The sequence below is a fragment of the Actinoplanes sp. OR16 genome, from assembly GCF_004001265.1.
Lineage (GTDB): Bacteria > Actinomycetota > Actinomycetes > Mycobacteriales > Micromonosporaceae > Actinoplanes.
Genome location: NZ_AP019371.1, coordinates 5,362,046 through 5,380,410 on the forward strand (window position 1 = coordinate 5,362,046; position 18,365 = coordinate 5,380,410).

The 18,365-nt window shown below is 71.8% G+C and carries 14 protein-coding genes; 8 read left to right on the forward strand and 6 right to left on the reverse strand.

Annotated elements, in window-relative coordinates; all coding sequences use genetic code 11:
* Positions 1-1,048 precede the first annotated feature (1,048 nt).
* Genes EP757_RS24410 through EP757_RS24420 form a run of 3 tightly spaced genes read left to right on the forward strand, consistent with a single transcriptional unit; the run spans position 1,049 to position 3,803 of the window.
* A complete protein-coding gene (locus EP757_RS24410; protein ID WP_127549714.1) occupies positions 1,049-2,044 on the forward strand; it encodes a fumarylacetoacetate hydrolase family protein in 996 nt (331 codons plus the stop codon).
* Positions 2,041-3,531 carry a glycosyltransferase family 39 protein gene (locus EP757_RS24415; RefSeq protein ID WP_127549716.1) on the forward strand — a complete coding sequence of 497 codons (1,491 nt, stop codon included), beginning with the start codon at positions 2,041-2,043 and terminating at the stop codon, positions 3,529-3,531. The genes EP757_RS24410 and EP757_RS24415 overlap by 4 nt, the downstream gene beginning before the upstream one ends.
* A gap of 59 nt (positions 3,532-3,590) precedes the next feature.
* The gene (locus EP757_RS24420) at positions 3,591-3,803 is read left to right on the forward strand and encodes a hypothetical protein (protein ID WP_127549718.1); all 213 of its coding nucleotides are present in this window, start codon (positions 3,591-3,593) and stop codon (positions 3,801-3,803) included.
* Here the strand turns inward: EP757_RS24420 and EP757_RS24425 are convergent.
* Positions 3,788-4,672: an SDR family oxidoreductase gene (locus EP757_RS24425; protein WP_127549720.1), complete on the reverse strand. Its 885-nt coding sequence runs from the start codon at positions 4,670-4,672 to the stop codon at positions 3,788-3,790. The genes EP757_RS24420 and EP757_RS24425 overlap by 16 nt on opposite strands.
* Positions 4,673-4,756: 84 nt before the next feature.
* On the opposite strand from EP757_RS24425, the gene EP757_RS24430 reads away from it, so the two are divergent.
* The gene (locus EP757_RS24430; protein WP_127549722.1) at positions 4,757-5,317 is read left to right on the forward strand and encodes a TetR/AcrR family transcriptional regulator; all 561 of its coding nucleotides are present in this window, start codon (positions 4,757-4,759) and stop codon (positions 5,315-5,317) included.
* 33 nt (positions 5,318-5,350) lie between these two features.
* On the opposite strand, the gene EP757_RS24435 is transcribed toward EP757_RS24430, so the two are convergent.
* Entirely contained in the window at positions 5,351-9,709 is a 4,359-nt protein-coding gene (locus tag EP757_RS24435) for an NACHT domain-containing protein (RefSeq protein ID WP_160165872.1), read from the reverse strand.
* Positions 9,710-9,820: 111 nt separating this feature from the next.
* Between EP757_RS24435 and EP757_RS24440 the strand changes: the two genes are divergently transcribed.
* The 4 genes from EP757_RS24440 to EP757_RS24455 all read left to right on the forward strand — a co-directional run bounded on the left by EP757_RS24440 (position 9,821) and on the right by EP757_RS24455 (position 14,871).
* Positions 9,821-11,776, forward strand: a complete 1,956-nt coding sequence (locus tag EP757_RS24440) for a hypothetical protein (RefSeq protein WP_160165873.1) — start codon at positions 9,821-9,823, stop codon at positions 11,774-11,776.
* Between the two features lie 112 nt (positions 11,777-11,888).
* Positions 11,889-13,778: an acyl-CoA dehydrogenase family protein gene (locus EP757_RS24445; RefSeq protein ID WP_127549728.1), complete on the forward strand. Its 1,890-nt coding sequence runs from the start codon at positions 11,889-11,891 to the stop codon at positions 13,776-13,778.
* 71 nt (positions 13,779-13,849) lie between these two features.
* Entirely contained in the window at positions 13,850-14,485 is a 636-nt protein-coding gene (locus EP757_RS24450; RefSeq protein WP_127549730.1) for a TetR/AcrR family transcriptional regulator, read from the forward strand.
* A 50-nt stretch (positions 14,486-14,535) separates the two neighbouring features.
* Entirely contained in the window at positions 14,536-14,871 is a 336-nt protein-coding gene (locus EP757_RS24455) for a DoxX family protein (RefSeq protein WP_127549732.1), read from the forward strand.
* 378 nt (positions 14,872-15,249) lie between these two features.
* On the opposite strand, the gene EP757_RS24460 is transcribed toward EP757_RS24455, so the two are convergent.
* From EP757_RS24460 to modA, 4 genes are read right to left on the reverse strand one after another with little or no spacing between them, the layout of a single operon-like run.
* Positions 15,250-15,687 (reverse strand): DUF3592 domain-containing protein, encoded by a 438-nt coding sequence (locus EP757_RS24460; protein ID WP_127549735.1) that lies wholly within the window; start codon positions 15,685-15,687, stop codon positions 15,250-15,252.
* A 28-nt stretch (positions 15,688-15,715) separates the two neighbouring features.
* Positions 15,716-16,756 (reverse strand): ABC transporter ATP-binding protein, encoded by a 1,041-nt coding sequence (locus tag EP757_RS24465; protein ID WP_127549737.1) that lies wholly within the window; start codon positions 16,754-16,756, stop codon positions 15,716-15,718.
* Positions 16,753-17,532 (reverse strand): ABC transporter permease, encoded by a 780-nt coding sequence (locus EP757_RS24470; protein WP_127549739.1) that lies wholly within the window; start codon positions 17,530-17,532, stop codon positions 16,753-16,755. The genes EP757_RS24465 and EP757_RS24470 overlap by 4 nt, the downstream gene beginning before the upstream one ends.
* 5 nt (positions 17,533-17,537) lie before the next feature.
* Positions 17,538-18,263: a molybdate ABC transporter substrate-binding protein gene (gene modA / locus EP757_RS24475; protein WP_174262550.1), complete on the reverse strand. Its 726-nt coding sequence runs from the start codon at positions 18,261-18,263 to the stop codon at positions 17,538-17,540.
* Between the last annotated feature and the right edge of the window lie 102 nt (positions 18,264-18,365).

Genomic DNA, 18,365 nt, shown 5'->3' on the forward strand with positions numbered 1-18,365 from the left:
GCTACCGCGCGCTCGTCAGCGGTGATGACGTGGTCGAGTGGTCGGTTCGGGATGGTGGCGGCGGTCAGTTCTCCGGGGAGTGCCGACCTGCTGATGCTCCGGGGGCAGTGATGCGGGCGGTGGCCTGTTCGTCAGCTGGTGCGGCGGGGCGATGACAGCGGATGGTGTCTCCCGGGACGCCGGCGCTGTTCGCGTGCGAAGTCCGGCACCCACCGAGATCTTGAGCGTTTGTGTCCAGTGGGGTGTGGAGGATCGCTCAAGATCTCGAGGAGGCGGTCGGCGGCTCGCGGGCGGCTCGCGGGCGGCGTCGGACCGCCACTGGATCTTGAGCGATGGTGCCCATCGGGGTGTGGAGGATCGCTCAAGATCTCGGAGGGGCGGCCGGGCGGCTGGCTGGTGGCGTGTGGCGTGGGGCTGTCCACGGATCTTGAGCGTTTGTGCCCAGTGGGGTGTGGGGGATCGCTCAAGATCTTGACGGGCGGTCGGCGGCTCGCGGGCGGCTCGCGGCGGCATCGGACCGCCACTGGATCTTGAGCGTTTGTGTCCAGCGGGGTGTGGGGGATCGCTCAAGATCTCGATGGGCGGTCGGCGGCTCGCGGCGGCTCGCGGGCGGCGTCGGACCGCCACTGGATCTTGAGCGATGGTGCCCATCGGGGCGTGGGGGATCGCTCAAGATCTCGGAGAGGCGGCCGGCTGGCAAGTTTGCCGGCTGGTGGGGTGCGTGGTGGGGCGGCCGTCCCCTCCGCCCGGATCTTGAGCGCTTGTGCCCAGCGGGGTGTGGAGGATCGCTCAAGATCTCGAGGAGGCGGCCGGCGGCTCGCGGCGGCTCGCGGGCGGCATCGGACCGCCACGGGATCTTGAGCGATAGTGCCCATCGGGGTGTGGACGATCGCTCAAGATCTCGACGGGTGGAGCCGCTCCAGCTTCAGCCCTCTGCGGATCTTGGAGAGCGGCGTCGTGGCGGCTCCAACCCTCCGCGGATCTTGGAAAATGAGCGCCCAGGAGCGGGGTCGCGCGTTGTTCCTCCGGGATTTCAGGAGGGGTGACGATGCGAGTGGGTGTGCGGGACGGCCGGGTCGTCGGCTGGGACGAGGCAGCCGGCGCGTGGGTGGTGGTCGGCGAGGACATGCTGCGGTTCCTCGGCGGGGGAATCGAGGCCGTGCGGGAGGCCGGGAGAACGTTCGGGTCGGCGTACCGGGAGATCGCCGCCGGCGGACCGGAGGGCCTGCCCCTGGAAGCGGGGTCGCTGCGGTGCTTCGCCCTCTGGGAAGAGCACATGATCAACGGGGCGAAGGGGCTGGTCAGGGAATTCGGGTCGGGCCGGATCAAGCGGGTCGCGGGGGCGTTCGAGCGGATCACCGGGCGGGTGCCGGCGGCGATGCGACCGAGGGCGAACTACTACCGGGACCCGCAGTTCTACCTGGGCAACCATCGGGCCTTCGTCGCGGACGGGGCGACGGTGGAGTGGCCGTCGTTCGCGCGGGTGCTCGACTTCGAACTGGAGCTGGGCATCGTCATCGCCCGGCCGGTGAAGGATTGCGGCACCGCGGAGGGGCGGGCGGCGATCGGCGGATTCGTCGTGGTGAACGACTGGACGGCGCGGGACACGCAGTGGGACGACACCCGGCGCGGGACGTTCGGCGGCGTGGTCAAGGCGAAGACGTTCGCGAACGGGATGTCCTCGATCGTGGTGACCGCCGACGAGGTGCTGCCGCGCTGGCGCGAGCTCACCGGCACGGTCACGGTGAACGGCGCGACGTGGGCGCGGAGCAGCACCGCGGGGCCGATGTTCGACCTGGGGACGGTCGTCGCGTACGCCGCGCGCGGGGAGCAGCTGCGCCCCGGTGACGTGCTGTCCAGCGGCACCCTGCCGGGCCTGTGCGGGCTGGAGATCGGCCGTTTCCCGCTGCCCGGCGACGAGGTCCGCCTCGACCTCGATCTCGGAGAAGGGGAGCCGATCAGTCTGACCGGCATCCTGGGGACCGCTGAGCGTCGGGCGAGATTCACAGCCGGTTCACCATCGACACCTATAACCATGCGGTGAGCGCGTTAGTCGATCTAGCACCGCCCGCGGTGGCGTCCGAACCGCAGCCCCCGGCACCGCCTCGGCGGCGGGACCGGCTGGCCCGTCTCTACTGGCTGCTGCCCGCCGTGGTGACCGCCGTGGTGGTGAGCATCCAGCTGGACAGGCCGCAGCTGTGGCGCGACGAGTTCGCCACGGTGACGGCGTCCGGGCGGTCGCTGGGGGACATGGCCCGGCTGGCGCAGCACATCGACGCGGTGCTGACGCCGTTCTATGTGTTCATGCACTTCTGGACGGCGGTCTTCGGCAACTCCACGATCGCGCTGCGGGTGCCGTCGCTGCTGGCCGTCGCGGCGACCGCCGGGTTGCTGGCGGTGCTGGGCGAGCGGCTGTTCTCGGTGCGCGCCGGGGTGTTCGCCGGGTTGCTGTTCGCGGCGCTGCCGGCGGTGTCGCGATACGGGCAGGAGGCCCGGCCGTACGCTCTGGCCGCTCTCGCCGCGACCGCCGCGACGCTGATGCTCGTCGAAGCGGTGCGGAAGGGCCGGTGGTGGCGCTGGGTGCTCTACGGCCTGGCCGTCTTCGCCCTCGGCGCCCTGCACCTGGTCGCGATCGTGCTGGTGGCCGGCCACGGCGTCGCGGTGCTCTACGTGGCGATCCGCCGCCGGAACTGGCGGCTGCTGCTCTGGGCCGGGATCGCGGTGGCGGTGGCCGGGGCGGCGCTGCTGCCGATGGCGTTGCGCGGCAATTCGCAGTGGGCGGTGCAGCTGGGTACCGCGCCGCGCCCGCCGGACTGGCAGACCTTGATCCGGGTGGCCAGCGACGTCAGCGGCGCGACCACCGGCGGCGGCGTGCTGCTGGCGCTGCTGCTGCTCGGCGCCGGCACGTCGCGCCGCGGCCGGCTGCTGGGCGCGGTGCTGTTCGTGCCGCTCGCCGCGTTCGTCGTGATGACCGTGGTCAGCCCGCTCTGGCACCCCCGCTACCTGTTCTTCCTGATCCCGCTCGCCTGCCTGCTCGGCGGCGCCGGCCTGGCCCTGGTGCCGTGGCGGGCCGCGCTGGTCGTGGTGATCCTCTGCGGCGTCGTCGCGCTCACCGAGCACCAGGGCGTCCGCGAGTCGCACGAGGGCCGCGGCGCCCCGCTGATCGACTACCGGGCCGCGGTCGCCGTCCTGGAGCAGAACGCGCAGCCCGGGGACGCCATCGTCTACAAACGCGACGGCTGGCAGTTCGCGGACATCGCCACCGACTACTACCTGGGCGCCGGCGCGCCCCGGGACGCGCTCGTCAAGGTCGGCCGCGACGCCGCCGGCAGTTTCTGGACCACGGAACGGCCGAACGTGCGGCGGGCGCTCGGCGCCGACCCGCGGGTCTGGACGATGGTCCCGGACGACCTGAGCCGGCGGAAGGCCGAGCTGCCCGAGGCGACCCTCACCGCGATCGAGGCCGACTTCACCGAGGCCGGGGAGTGGCGGGTCGGGGGGATCACGCTGCGCCTGTACGACCGCAGGTGATCTGAACCCGTCAGTTTTCGAGAAGCGCCGGTCACGCCCGCGGAAATAGCGTGACCGGCATGAACAAGTGGATGCGGCAACTTCACCGCTGGCTCGCCATCGCCTTCACCGTGACGGTCGTCGCCACCACCGTGGCGCTGGCACGGGAGGACCCGATCATCTGGGTCTCGTACGTCCCGCTGCTGCCCCTCGCCTTGCTCTTCTTCTCCGGGCTGTACCTGTTCGTGCTGCCGTACCGGGCGAAGCGACGCCGTGATCAGGCGGCCTTGTAGGCGCCGGAAACGATGTCCTCGACCAGCGTGGGGCCGGTCGGACGCCAGCCGAAGGCGGCCCGGGTGATCTCGCTCGACGCGCTCATGTCCAGGCCGAAGAACCGCCCGATGAAGCCGAAGTGCTGTTCCGCGTCCTCCGGGGCGATCGCGGTGACCGGCAGATCCAGTGCCCGCCCGATCGCCTCGGCGATCTCCCGGTTCGACACGGTCTCGGCGACCGCGTGCAGGCGGGTGCCGGCGGGCGCCTGCTCCAGGCCGAGCCGGATCAGCCGGGCCGCGTCGGTCACGTGCACGGCCGACCACGAGGTGCTGCCGTCGCCGATGTAGCCGGACACCCCGGTGCGCTTCGCCGCCGCGACGATGTACGCGATGAACCCGTGGTCGCCGGTGCCGTGCGTGGTCGGGGAGAAGCGGGCCGCGATGGCCTTCACGTCCTTCGACAAGGCCAGGTTCTCGGCGCCGCCGCGCGGGGAGTCGAGGCCGTGGAAGGGCGACGGGTCGTTCTCGGTGGCCGGGCGGCCCTGCGCGAGGGCGGCCAGTCCAGACGCGAACACGAACGGCTTCGCGGTGCCGGCCAGGGCGTCCGCGATGGCCTCGACCGACTCCCGCTCGGCCCGGTTCGACGCGGCCGGATCGGCCCAGTCGTGCTTGTTGGCGAGGTGGACGACCGCGTCGGCCTCGGTGGCGCCGCGGCGCAGCGCGTCCAGGTCGTCGAGGTCGCCGCGCAGGACGGTGGCGTTCTTCGCCGTCAGCTTCCCGGCGGCGGCCTCGGACCGTGCCAGCCCGAGCACCTCGTAGCCGTGGGCAAGCAGCTCATCGACGGTGTGCGAGCCGATCCAGCCGCTGGCCCCGGTGACGAACACGCGCATGGTGGTACTCCCTCAACTGATGTCAGTTACTGACATGACACTACACCTCTGATGTCAGCATCTGACATCACTATGATGGGGATCATGGCGCGATGGCAGGGCGGCGCGGCCGAGCGCCTGAAGGAAGCGGCTCTGGAGCTTTTTCAGATCCAGGGGTACGACGGAACGACGGTCGCCGAGATCGCGGCGGCCGCCGGAGTCACCGAGCGCACGTTCTTCCGGCACTTCACCGACAAGCGGGAGGTGCTCTTCTTCGATCAGCGGGAATTCGAGCGCACCTTCCTGGACAGCCTCCCCGAGGGCACGGCCGATCCGATGGCTCTGGTCGCCGCGGTGCTCGGCGGTGCCGCCCGGCTGTTCGGCGAGGAGCGCCGGGCGTGGGCGCGGGCCCGTCAGTCGGTGATCGGCGGCAACGCCGGCCTGCAGGAGCGTGAGCTGCTCAAACTGTCACTGCTCGCGGTGTCGCTGACCCGCGAGCTGACCGAGCGCGGCATCGACCCGATCAGCGCGGCCCTCGCCGCCGAGACCGCGGTGACGGTCTTCCGCACCACCTTCACGGCATGGGTGGCGGACGCGGAGACCCGCCCGTTCCCCGCGATCCACGACGAGGTGCTGGGCCGGTTGCGGGCCCTCTACTCGATCTGATGCGCGCAACACCGATCCGGTTCGCGATTCCGGTCAGCGACGACAGATCCGGTGGTACGGCATGCCGTCGGTGGCGTCCTCCCACTCCCCCTCCGACATGATCTCGTCGACGGCGGCGCACGCGGCGGCGACCGGATCCGCGGGCTCGGCGGGCAGCGGCACCGTCAGATCCACGAGCGTGACGAGCTTGCGGGTCGCCGGGGTGTAGCCCCGGTCGTGGAAGAGCAGCGCCCAGGTCCCGTTCGCGGCCGGGAAGAGATCGGTGACGTAGGACCCGAGATCGTACGAGACCCCGCCCGGGCCCCACGCGAGGAACCGGTCCTCGTATACCGCGTACGTCGCCCAGTTGCCCCCGGCGTGGTACGCGCGCCGGCCCTGCGTCAGGGCTCGGGTCTGCGTCCGGGAGCCGTCGTAGACCGGCCGCGACCGGAACGGGCGAAGCGACCACAGGTAGGGCGAGTTCCCGTCGTTCAACCAGACCCAGGCGCCCGACCTCGCCGCGTCGGACAGCTGCAGCGACTCCGGGACGCCGGTGGCCACGCCGACCCGCCGGGCGCCGCCGTGCAGGTTCCACACGCCGACCGTTCCGGCGCCGTCACGGACGAACGCCCACTCGCCGGACTCCACCACCGAGGCGTCGACGACATCACCGGGGACGTCGACCCGTCCCGGCACCCGTTCGCGCAGGTCGAAGAGGATGGCGTGGCCGCCGCTGCTGACCGCCAGCGCGGCGGTCACCGCGCTCGTCTCCCCGGTACTCCACCCCGGATCGGCCGAGGTGAGCGCCGGCTGCGGAGCGGTGAACTGGACCTCGTCGATGCCGGTGGCGAGCGGATCCGGCAGCGGGACGGGGCCGGTGAGATCCCAGCGGAGCAGAACGCCGTCGCTGCCGAGCGTGATCAGAGCGCCGCCGGCGTCGAACGCGGCGTTGATGATCCGACGGTGGAGAGGCTGGGCTGCGCCACCGACACGGATCAGCAGCGCGTCGTCGCGATCGGTGACGGCGAGAGCCCATCGCCCGTCCGCCGACACCGGATCCTCGCCGGCCGTCATCGACGGGACGGCCTCCGGCGGCCAGCTCGTGAGATCCCAGAGGCCGGCCTCGACCTCCTTGTCGAACGTCTGCAGGCGCAGGGTGGCGCCGAACAGCTCCGCCGAGAGCACGACATCCTTCGAGGAGAGCAGGTCCGCTCGCTGCCCGGTCTGCCGATCGACGACGGAGATGTCGCCGCCGTCCTCGCCCGACAGCTGGGCGATGATCCAGCGGCGTCCGGGAAGCACCCGCACGGTGCCGAGTCCGGAGCCGAGTTCGAGCGGAGCCGCCTCCGGTCGCTGGAGGTCGACCGCCCAGGCCACGTCGGACTGGTCGTTCACGACGAGGATGCCGTCGCGCACGGCCAGCACCTCGTCGACGGGGGAGATCGGCAGCGGCGTCGGGCGGGGCTCGTCACCGCTGAGATCCCAGTACGCCGACGTGCCGCCCTCGGTGAGGATCGCGCCCTCGCCGGCCTTCTGCAGGAGGAAGTCACCACGGCCGAGCGGCACCGGGCTCGGGCTCGCCGCCCGGCTGTCCCAGCCGTAGAGCGTGCCGTCGGCGTCGTGGGTGAGCAGCCAGCGGTCGGTCTGGACGACGTCCTCGGCGAGCAGGGCCCGGGCGTTCGCGCCGTCCTGGCCGACCCGCAGGACGGCGGCGAGTTCGGCCAGCGAGCTGACGTCACCGTCCACCTCGGCCGCGGCGATCCTCAGCTGCAGCGACGCGGCGGGATCGGCCGCGGCCAGATCGTCGGCGTGCGCCGTGAGCAGCGCGGCGTGCCGGCTGCGGAGCCCGCCCACGCTGTCGTCGTATCCCAGCTCCACCGAGGGCAGGATGACCAGTTGCACGGTGGCCAGCACGATGATCAGCCCCGCGGCGGTGTGGGCTCGGGCCTGGTGCCGGCGGCGCAGCCGGTCACGGGCCAGGTCGGCCGGGTCGGCGAACGTCCGCGACTCGGGTGCGGTCAGGCGCGGGCGTCCGGTCCGGGCGAGGTACCGTTCCAGCAGGTCGTGCCGGAACTGGTAGACGGCGCCGACCTGGCGCAGGATCTCGCGTTCGTGCGCCTCCTCCAGGAATCGGATGGTCCGCCACGGCAGCCGGCGCCAGAGCGCCAGCCAGGACCGGGCGATGGCGTAGGACGCCCACGGCGCCCCGCCGCCCAGCAGCAGCGCCCCGACGAGCAGGCACGTGACGCTCACGACGGTGACCAGCTGATCGATGCCGCCGGCCTCGACGTCGACCTCGGCGACCACCGCGGTGGCGCCGGCGGCCAGGGCGGCGAGACCGCCGGTGACCGCGATGATCAGCGAGGTGAGGGCGTCGGAGCGGAAGACCGCCCGGGGCGACACGGTGGTCTCGTCGTCGACGGGGGTGGTGAGCCACAGCCCGACCCCGACGGGCAGGCCGATCACCAGGGTCAGGCCGACCGCCACCGTGAGACCCAGCGGCCAGCCGGCCAGCACCACGCCCCAGACGGCGCCGACCGTCGGATCCTCCAGGGAGTCGATGCCGAGGATGCCGGCGATGACACCCACGACGATGCCGAAGACGACGCCGATGGCCGCGCCGAGCGCCAGCCCGGAGAGCATCCGGCCCGGCAGCCGGCTCAGCCGCCACTGCGAGCGGACCGGCAGCGCGCCGCGCACCGCGCCGAGACCGGTGCTGAGCAGGCTCTGCACCGCCGAGATGACCGCGGCGTTGAACAGCAGGACCATCATCCACGCCCCGGTCCAGGAGTCGGACGAGTCCGGGTCGGTGGGGGAGCGCTGCAGGAGGTAGAGGACGAGCATCGGCAGCCCGGTGACGACCATCGCGGCCGCCACGTCGCGGAAGAGCGTCCCGAGGTGTGTGGCCGCCCTGCGGAGCCGGCCGCGTGCGGGCGCGGCGTCCTGGTGGGCCGCGCGGACCGCGTGCAGCCCGGCGACCAGTCCGCTCACGATGCCGAAGGACCAGCCGGCCACCGCGTCGAACCGCGACGACATCTCGCCCGGCCACACGAGAGCGCCGGCGATCCCGCCGACCAGCCCCACCAGGACCGTCATCGGGACGACGATGACCGCGGCCGGGACCGCCCGGGCCAGTTCCCACCAGGCCAGGTTCGGGCTGTGGATCCGGAACCGCAGGTGGCGGGCGAGAGTCCGGAGGTACCGTTCGGCCTGCTCGGCGCTCATCTCCGAGTTGCGGTAGACGGTCGGCACGAACCGGGACAGCAGGTGGTCGCGCACCTCGTCGGCGGTGCCGAAACCGGTGAGCGTGTCGGGATCGGCGACGGCCGGCTGGTAGACGGTCCGGGCCAGGGAGATCATCAGTGGCGTGGAGAGGGCGGTCGCCAGCGGCCCGTCCGGATCGGTGCGCATCGTCTCGGCGACCGTCTCCCACCGGCCGCCCCCGGCCGGCTCACCGACGGTGAGGAACGCGATCGCGTCCTCCACGGTGACCGGCGCGATGGTGACCTCGGCGGCGAGCGGCAGCCGGCCCTCGCTCGTCACCACCTCGTCGTATTCGGTGCGGCGGCAGGTGACCACCATCGGCAGGCCGTCGACCGCGGCGGCGTCGCCCAGGTGGCGGGCGGCCTGCCGGCGCACCGCGGCGGGAAGCTCGTCCAGGCCGTCGAGGACCAGCAGGACCCGGTTGTGGTCGATCAAGGCGCGGGCCTCCGCCGCCACCTCCGGGTAGGTCTCGGCGGCCGCCCGGGCAGCCCAGACCCGCAGGTCCTCGTCGGGATCCCAGGACGCCAGCGCCAGCAGCACCGGCACCGGCTGATCGGGTGGGGATCCGGGCGCCGGCAGGGCGGCCACGGTGAGCAGCATCGACAGGGTGCTCTTGCCGGCGCCGGGCTCGCCGAGCACGACCAGCTGCCGGGCCGGGAGCCGGCGGAACGCGGTGACCAGGCCGGCAGCCGGTTCCCCGGCGTCGCCGTCGATCACCAGCGAGCCCTCCTCGGGCAGGTACGCCGGCGGCCCGACCGGCAGCGCGGTCCGGTTCCAGCTCAGGCGCAGCGGGCGGGGGTGCCGCAGCCGCCGCTTGCCGATCTCGTCCTCCCACTGCCGCCGCACCCGCTGGGCGAGGGTGTCGGCCGCGGCGTCGAGCAGCGCCTGCTCGTCCGGGGCGGTCCGGTCCTGCCGCAGGGTGAGGACGCCGAACACGATCGACGTGGCGAGGCTGACCAGGCCGGCGCAGCCGGAGACCATGCTCGACACCTGGTCGCCGGTGGACAGCCCGTCATCGATCCGGGAGAGGGCGAAGATCCCCAGTCCGACGGCGGCGACCAGGAAGATCCCGCCGAACAACGCCAGCCGCCGCGCGGAGGTGGATCGGAGCACGGTCCATCTTGGTCCGCGCGAGCGGATCTCTGCCATCAGCGGAACGTCCGATCCATGCCGTCTGTGCGCCATCTGAACACGGGCCGCCACGAGTGATCGACCCTTGGCAGGATGGAGTGCCGACGTGAGGGGAGCCGGGGCGCTGGGATGACCGTGCATCAGCTCGTGTTCCGCCAGGGCGACGGTGGCGACGCATCGTCCTTGGACGAGGCGGAGACCAGTGCCTGGCGGGCCCGTCTCCCGGCCAGTGACCGGCCCGGACTCTCCTACCTGGAGAGCGGCGGATCGGGTGCGGTCGTGCGGCGGCTGGCGTCCGGCACGGCCCATGTGCTGATCGGCCGGCCCGAGGATCTCGGCGCGCAGATCGCCCTCGGCCTGATCGACTGGCACGGGTGGGCCCGGGACGAGCCGCCGGCCGGGCGGCTGGGCACGCTGGATGCCGCGCAGATCGCCGAGGATGCCGAGCGCGGTCTTCGCCTGGTACGCCGGCGCGCCCGTGAGATCGCCCCAGGCCCGGTGGAACAGCTGCTCCGCGTGGTGCTCGACGACCCCGGCACGCCGCTGTCGGTGATCGCCGGCGCGGTGCCGACGGCCGAGGTGCTGTGCGGCCTCATCGATCTGCTGGGACCGGCGTACTTCCCGTGGACCTTCGGCACGTCCGACGACCTCGAACCGCGCGTCGTCTTCCTGGACCGTGAGCCGGACCCGGAGCGGGAGTCGCCGCGTACCCGGATCCGGCTGAGCGGGGAGCCCCCGGAGGACGACTTCCTCGCCACCTACACCGAGGCGTACCGCCGGGGCAGCCTGCGCGCGATCGGCCCGGTCCGGCCGCCCGCGGTCTTCGCCAGACCGAAGGAGATCGCCGCCTGGGAGAGGGACGCGCAGGTGGCGCCGGGCGTGCTGAACAGCCCGTACTCCCTGCTCTGCCGGGCCGGCCGGGCGCTGCTGACCGAGGCCGAGCTGGCGTACGTCTCCCAGCCGAAGATCGTCGACGAACTCGCCGGGCTGCTACCCCGGCTCACCGACCGGGACCTCACCGCGGTGCTGACCGACTGGGCCGGGCCGGAGGGCCGGGACCTGTGCCCGGACCTCGCCGGCCGGCTGACCGACGTCGCCGTGGAACGGATCATCCTGGTGCCGCAGCGATCCGCCGAGCTGGCCGCCGCCACCGCCGCGCTCGCACCCGGCCACGAGTCGATCCACCGGGCCGTGGAGGCGGCGCTCGAGGAGATCCGCGACTACCCGGAGGACAACCAGATCAAGCGCCGGATCGGGCTGCTGCGGGTGGTCGGCGGCCTCGGTGTCCCGCAGACGGCCGGGAACCCGACGATCGCGCTGATCCTGTCCGGGATCGCCGGCCCCACGCTGATCACCATGATCGCCACGTCGTCGACCGACACCCCGCGGCTGACCGAGCTGCTCATCGGCGATCTGCGCCGGGTCCGGGCCGCGGGGGACGAGGCTGATCTCGTACGCGAGACCATGCGCCGCCATCAGCTCCTCCTGCCGGTACTCCTGCGCTCCCGCACGCCCGCCGAAGCCGTGCCCGTCCTCCGCGATCTCGTCGGCGCCATGTTCGGACCGGCCGCGGGCACGGCGCCGACCATCGAACACCTGCTCGGCGGCTTCCCTCCCGATGCCGTGCCGGCGGCGGCGCTGGCGGCGTTCGCGCAGCTGGCGGAGGACGCGGAGGCGGTCCGGTTGCTGGGCATGACCGCGCTGCGCCGTCAGCTGGCCGCCGACGGCATCGAGCTGGACCTGCCGCCCGCTGTCCGCCCGCTCGCCACCTCGTCTACATCCGACATTTCCGAAATGTCGGCAATGTCTGGAGAGTCGCCTACTCGCGCGGCCAGCCAAGTGGCCAGCCAAGCGGCCGGCCAGGTGCCAGGCCAGGTGCCAGGCCAGGTGCCAGGCCAGGTGCCAGGCCAGGTGCCAGGCCAGGTGCCAGGCCAGGTGCCGGGTCAGGTGCCGGGTCAGGTGCCAGGTCGAGCGTCCGGCCAGGCGTCCGGCCAGGTGGTCGACCATGGCGTCTGGCCCCTCGTCGCCGGTGCCGTCCTGGTGTTCCTGCTGGTCGTGGTCTTCGCCGTCCTCACCGGGAGCTGAGGGAGGACGCGGCCGCCAGTGACCGCCGGGCGATGATCCTGTGATCAGGCGGCTACCTTCCGGTAACAATGACCGGTACGGTGACGGGTGGACGAGGTCAAGGAGGATCGCCATGGCCACGACACAGGTCACCGAGAAACAGGCGCGGCAGACCGCCGAGGCGGCCCGCGAGTCCGAGTGGCGCAAACCGAGTTTCGGCAAGGAGCTCTTCCTGGGCCGGCTGCGACTGGACCTGATCGATCCCCGACCTGATCAACCACCGAGCCCCGATGCCGACGAGTTCCTGGCGAAGCTCGGGGCTTTCCTGCGTACGAAGGTGGATGGACCGCAGATAGAGCGTGACGCGCGCATCCCGGATGATGTGCTGCTCGGCCTCGCGGATCTCGGCGCTTTCGGCATGAAGATCGACCGGGAGTACGGCGGGCTGGGCCTGTCCAATCTGCATTACTGCAAGGCGCTGACGCTGACCGGATCGGTCAACGCGTCGGTGGCGGCGCTGCTTTCCGCGCATCAGTCGATCGGTGTTCCGCAGCCGCTGAAACTGTTCGGCAGCCCGGCGCAGAAGAAGGCTTTCCTGCCCCGGCTGGCACGCGGTGAGGTGTCGGCGTTCCTGCTCACCGAGCCGGACGTGGGCTCCGACCCGGCCCGGCTGGGTACCGTCGCCGAACCGGTCGAGGGCGGCTATCGGCTCAACGGCGTCAAATTGTGGGCGACGAACGGCACGCTGGCGACCCTTCTCGTGGTGATGGCCCGGGTGCCGGAGAAAGGCATCACGGCATTCGTGGTCGAGGGCGACGCCGAGGGCATCACCGTCGAACGCCGCAACGAGTTCCTGGGACTGCGCGGGCTGGAGAACAGCGTCACCCGGTTCCACGATGTCTTCGTACCGGAAGAGAATGTGATCGGGGGTCTGGGAAAGGGCCTCAAAATCGCGCTGACGACGCTGAACACCGGGCGGCTCTCGTTGCCGGCGATGTGTGTCGGCGCCGGGAAACGCGCGCTGACGATCGCCCGGGAATGGTCGGCGGATCGCGTGCAGTGGGGCCGGCCGGTCGGCAGCCACGAGGCGGTGGCCTCCAAGATCGCGTTCATCGCGGCGACGACGTACGCGATGGAGTCCATGCTGGATCTGTCCTGCCTGATCGCCGATGACGCCAGCAACGACATCCGCATCGAGGCGGCTCTCGTGAAACTCTTCGCGAGCGAGATGGCCTGGCTGGTCGCCGACGAGCTGATCCAGATCCGGGGTGGCCGCGGCTACGAGACCGCCGACTCCCTCGCGGCCCGCGGCGAACGGGCCGCCGAAGCCGAGCAGATCCTGCGTGACCTGCGCATCAACCGCATCTTCGAAGGCTCCACCGAGATCATGCACCTGCTGATCGCGCGGGAGGCGGTCGACGCGCACCTCTCCGTCGCCGGCGACATCATCGACCCGGACGCCGCGCTCGCCCGCAAGGCCCGCGCGGGGGCGCGTGCCGGCGCGTTCTACGCCCGCTGGCTGCCCACGCTCGCCGTCGGTCAAGGTCAGAACCCGGCGGGATACGGCCAGTTCGGACCGCTTGCGCACCATCTCCGGTACGTCGAACGCGCCTCCCGCAAACTCGCTCGCAGCACCTTCTACGCCATGTCGCGGTGGCAGGGCCGGCTGGAACGCAAGCAGGGATTCCTCGGGCGCATCGTCGACATCGGCGCCGAGCTCTACGCGATGTCGGCCGTCTGCGTCCGCGCCCGTGCCGAGCAGCAGTCCCGTCCCGAGGGCCGCGAACTGGCGGATCTGTTCTGCCGGCAGTCGCGGCTGCGCGCCGAGCGGCTCTTCGCGGCGCTGTGGGACAACACCGACCGGCTCGACGTGACAGCGGCGTCCCGGGTCCTCGCCGGCAGGTACGCGTTCCTGGAAGAAGGCGTGATCGCCCCGGCGCCGGATGATCTGGCCTGGGTGGCCGCGTGGCAGCCGGGGCCCGCTCAGGTGCCCGACGTGCGGCGGCGGATCGCCCGGGAGTGAGCCGGCGGGGCGTCGTTCCCGAGCCACGCGGTCCGGCCTGGGCTTTCCGGGTCGTGTGCGAGCATGGGCGCGTGACGACCCCGGAAGCCACCGCCGTGCGACGCGGGCGCCGCCGTGATGCCGAGGAGAACCGGGATCGCATCCTGCTGGCGGCGCGTACCCTCCTGGTCACCGACCCGGGCGCGAGCATGGATGACGTGGCGCGGGCGGCAGGGGTGGTCCGCCGTACCGTCTACGGTCACTTCCCGAACCGCGACGCCCTCCTCGCCGGCCTGGCCGACATGGCCGCCGCCGACATGCTGGCCGCTCTGAGCCGCGTCGACCGCACGACGCTCGACCCGTCGGTGGCGCTGGCCGAGTTCTCGATGACCATCTGGACGGCCGGCGACCAGTACCGCCTGCTGATGACCCTGGCCGAGTGCGAATACGGCACCGCCGGCCTGCGCGACCTCCTCGCCCCGATCCGTGCCCAGGCCATGGAGTTGCTGGTCCGGGGCCGCGACGCCGGGCGGTTCGCCACGCACCTGCCGCTTCCGGTGCTGAGCGCCACGATGCAGGCGATCACCCTGTCCCTCCTGCAGGCGGTCAACGACGGTCTCTGGACGGACGACGGCGTCCGTGCTGCCCGGGCCGTCCTGGTCGCCGCCGGCCTGCCGCCGGGGGAGGCCGACGAGGCGATCGCTCAGGCGTTGATTGCACACCACTGAGCAACTCCGCTAACCTGCACACTGCTGTGCACGTTGATGGGGGCAGGCCGATGAACTTCACCTTCGCGCTGATGGCGATGGGTGCCTTCGGTGTCTCCGGCACCGCCAAGGTCACCGGCGCCCCCGACACCCGCCTGGCCGCCGACCACCTGGGCATGTCTCGGGGTGAGTTCCGCTTCATCGGCGTGATCGAACTCCTGGGCGTCCTGGGCGTGACGACGGGCCTCTTCGTCACCGGCATCGGCGTGGCCACCGCGATCACCCTGCTCCTGCTGATGGCCGGAGCCGTATCGATGCACCTGCTCAGCGGCGACGGCCTCCGCGGTTCCCTGCTCCCGCTGCTGGCAGCCACCGTCCTGACCGGCTACCTCATGACCCTCACCTGACCAGGACCTCCTTCACCGCTCGGCTGTGCCTCAGGGCCGTCCACAGCCGCGGTCGACAGCAATGACTCACAGCCAGTCGTGCCCGGCTGTGACCCATTGCTGTCGAGGGGGCCGTCTGACGGCGGTGGGTCACAGCTCGGCGGGTCGGCCGTACGGCAGGGACCGGTTCGCGTCCGCATTGTCGCTCTCGGGTACGGGCGGGCGGCGGGACCCGGCCTGAAACAGGACTTCGGGGGTGGGTGAGGGAAGTCCGGGGGAGACGGCGGCGGTAGCCGGCGGAAGGGGCCGTCAGGGGTCGGTGGAGGCGGGACGGGATTCGCTGCGGGTGGGGGCGGCCGTCGATTCCGTACAAGGAATCCGCCTTGAAAAGCACAATGGTCAGGGAATCAGGGCGCGCCGGCGGTGTTCGCGGGCCAGGTGCCACGCGGCGAGGGGGATGCCGACAGCGCCGAAAACGGTGGCGGCCAGGCTGATGTAGGCGACGTGGTGGTTCTCCGGAACGCGGCTGTCGCGGACCTCGTCGGCGGGGCGCGAAGGGTCGTAGACGATCGGGACGGTTTCGCCCGCGCGAGTGCCGTCGACCGTGTCGCCCTGGCCGATCAGCGTCTCGACGCGGCGGCCGTCGGCGGTGGTGAAGACGACGGTGACCCGGCCCTTGCTGCCCACGTCGGTGACCTGGGCCTGCGTTTCGACACCGCGCTCGCTGAGGGCGCTGTCGTTGCGGAACTGGTCGTAGGTCAGCCAGCCGAACGCGCCGACCACGACGACGCCGAGGGTGAGGAACAGCCAGACCGGTGGCAGGGTTCGCGATGCCATGGACGAGTGATTCCCGCATCGTCGAAAGTCAATCCGCCGGATAGGCCCGGGTCTCGGTCGCCTTGACCGCGGCCCAGATCGGCTGGCCCGGTTCGAGGTGGAGCTGGGCGGCGGCCGCGGGCGTGATGTCGGCCGCCACCGTGATCGGCCCGTCCAGGACGACGCGCAGGTTGTCGCCGTGCCGCTGGATGTCGGTGATCACGGCCTGCAAGGTGTTGCGGGGACTGCCGGACGGCTGCGCGGGGTGCAGCGCGACCGCGGACGGCGGGAAGGCGACGAACGCGGCGCCGTGCACCTCATCGGTGGTGGTCAGCGAGAATCCGTCCGGAAATGTCACGGCGTGTCCGTCGGCGCGCCCCTGGAACAGGTTGAGGCCGACCAGCCGGGCCACGTAATCCGTGCGCGGCCGCGCGGTGATCGTGGCGGCGTCGCCCTCCTGCACGACCCGGCCCTGCTCGACGACGACGAGCCGATCGGCGAGGACCAGCGCGTCGAGCGGATCGTGGGTGACCAGCAGCGTCGCGCCGGGGTGGGCGGCCAGGTGCCTTCGCAGCTCACCGCGGGTCTCCAGGCGGGTGCGGGCGTCCAGGGCGGCGAGCGGCTCGTCGAGCAGGAGCAGCACCGGGTCGACGGCGAGGGCGCGAGCGAGGGCGACGCGCTGGGCCTGGCCGCCGGACAGCTGCCGCGGTTTGCGGCGGGAGAACGACGAGAGCCCCACGCGGTCGAGCCATCGATCGGCGATCTCGTGGGCGGTACGGCGGTCGGCGCCGTGCCGGCGAGGGCCGAACGCCACGTTGTCCCGGGCGCTGAGGTGCGGAAACAGTAGATAATCTTGGAAGACGACGCCGATCGGCCGCTGCTCCGGGGGTGCTGTCGTCAGATCGCGTCCGTCCAGACGTACGAAACCACCGGATAAATCCGATAAGCCGGACAAGGCGCGCAAAGCGGTTGTCTTCCCTGCCCCGTTGGGGCCGAGGAGCGCGACGGTCTCGCCAGCGGCGATCTGGAGTGAAATATCCAGGCGAAACGTGCCACGTGTTGCCACGAGATGCGCATCGAGCAGACTCACGCCAACCACTTGTCCCGCAGAGCAGCCAGGATCGTCACCGACACGATCAGCAGGATGAGGCTGAGCACCACGGCGCCGTCCAGATCGCCCGACTCCATGGTCTGATAGACGGCGAGCGGCATCGTCTGGGTGATCCCCGGATAGTTGCCGGCGAACGTGATCGTCGCGCCGAACTCGCCGAGCGCCCGAGCCCAGCACAGCACCGCGCCGGCAGCGATCCCGGGCGCGACGAGCGGCAGCGTCACGTGGGTGAAGCTGATCCAGCGGGACGCGCCGAGGGTGGCGGCGGCCTCCTCGTACCGGGTGTCGGCGCCGCGCAGCGCCCCCTCGACCGAGATGACCAGGAACGGCAGCGCCACGAACGCTTCGGCGATCACGACGCCGGCGGTGGTGAACGGCAGCGTGATCCCGAACGTCTCGTCGAGCCAGGAGCCGACGAGCCCGCGCCGGCCGAGGGCGAGCAGCAGCGCGATGCCGCCGACGACCGGTGGCAGCACCAGCGGCACGGTGATCAGCGCACGCACGATCCGCCGCCCGGGGAACTCGACGCGGGCCAGCAGCCAGGCCAGCGGCACCCCGAGCAGCAGGCAGACCACCGTCGCGATGCTCGCGGTCACCAGCGACAGGCGCAGGGCCGTCGTGACTTCCGGCTCGGCGAGCCGATCCAGGAGCGAGGACCAGGGGGTACGCAGTAAGAGCCCGGCGAGCGGCAGTACCAGGAACACGAGACCGATACCCGCCGGGATCAGCAGGGGCAGGGGTACGCGGGTGCGCATGAAGATCAGGGTGCCTGGAATCCCGCGGCGGTGAGGACCTTCACGCCGTCCGCGGAGAGCACGTAGTCGACGAACGCCCGGCCGCCGGTCGCGTTCTTCGCGTTCGTCAGCACGGCGATCGGGTAGTCGTTGATCGCCTTCGCCGACTCGGGGAACTCGATGGCGTCGACGTCGGCGGCGGAGGCCTTCGCGTCGGTGCGGTAGACGAGCGCCGCGTCCACCTCGCCGAGCTTGACCTTGGAGAGCGCGGCCTTCACGTCCTGCTCCAGGGTGACCGGGGTGATCTTCACGGCGGCGGCCTCGACGGCGGTCCTGGCGGCGGCGCCGCACGGGACGGCCTCGGCGCAGAGGGCGACCTTGAGATCGGGCTTCGCCAGGTCGGCCAGGCCGGTGACGCCCTTGGGGTTTCCGGCGCCCACGGCGATGACCAGCTGATTGCGGACGAACGTGGTGGGTGTGCCCGCCTCCGTGACGGCCTGCATGTTCTTCGGGGCGGCCGAGGCGAACACGTCGGCCGGGGCGCCCTGGTTGATCTGGGTGGCGAGCGCGGAGCTGCCGCCGAAGTTGAACGTCACCGTGGCGCCCGGGTGTGACGACTCGAACTGCTTGCCGAGGGTGGTGAACGACTCGGTGAGCGAAGCGGCGGCGAAGACGGTGATCGGCCCGGTCGTCCCGTCGGCGGGCGCGCCGGTCTCGTCACTGCTGCCGCAGGCGGCCAGGCTCGCGGTCATGAGGACGGCGAGCCCGGCCACGGCGATACGAAGAGTCTTCACGGCGATCACTGTAGCGTCTCCGCAGATGCGGCTGAAGACAGCGATCGGTGACCGCAGACA

What these genes read in the sequence shown, in the direction of transcription:
- EP757_RS24455 (WP_127549732.1), top strand. Translation starts at nt 14,536, where the DNA reads ATGAACTTCACCTTCGCGCTGATGGCGATGGGTGCCTTCGGTGTCTCC.
- EP757_RS24440 (WP_160165873.1), top strand. Translation starts at nt 9,821, where the DNA reads ATGACCGTGCATCAGCTCGTGTTCCGCCAGGGCGACGGTGGCGACGCA.
- EP757_RS24430 (WP_127549722.1), top strand. Translation starts at nt 4,757, where the DNA reads ATGGCGCGATGGCAGGGCGGCGCGGCCGAGCGCCTGAAGGAAGCGGCT.
- EP757_RS24410 (WP_127549714.1), top strand. Translation starts at nt 1,049, where the DNA reads ATGCGAGTGGGTGTGCGGGACGGCCGGGTCGTCGGCTGGGACGAGGCA.
- EP757_RS24460 (WP_127549735.1), bottom strand. Translation starts at nt 15,687, where the DNA reads ATGGCATCGCGAACCCTGCCACCGGTCTGGCTGTTCCTCACCCTCGGC.
- EP757_RS24420 (WP_127549718.1), top strand. Translation starts at nt 3,591, where the DNA reads ATGAACAAGTGGATGCGGCAACTTCACCGCTGGCTCGCCATCGCCTTC.
- EP757_RS24425 (WP_127549720.1), bottom strand. Translation starts at nt 4,672, where the DNA reads ATGCGCGTGTTCGTCACCGGGGCCAGCGGCTGGATCGGCTCGCACACC.
- modA (WP_174262550.1), bottom strand. Translation starts at nt 18,263, where the DNA reads ATGACCGCGAGCCTGGCCGCCTGCGGCAGCAGTGACGAGACCGGCGCG.
- EP757_RS24470 (WP_127549739.1), bottom strand. Translation starts at nt 17,532, where the DNA reads ATGCGCACCCGCGTACCCCTGCCCCTGCTGATCCCGGCGGGTATCGGT.
- EP757_RS24445 (WP_127549728.1), top strand. Translation starts at nt 11,889, where the DNA reads ATGGCCACGACACAGGTCACCGAGAAACAGGCGCGGCAGACCGCCGAG.
- EP757_RS24435 (WP_160165872.1), bottom strand. Translation starts at nt 9,709, where the DNA reads ATGGCAGAGATCCGCTCGCGCGGACCAAGATGGACCGTGCTCCGATCC.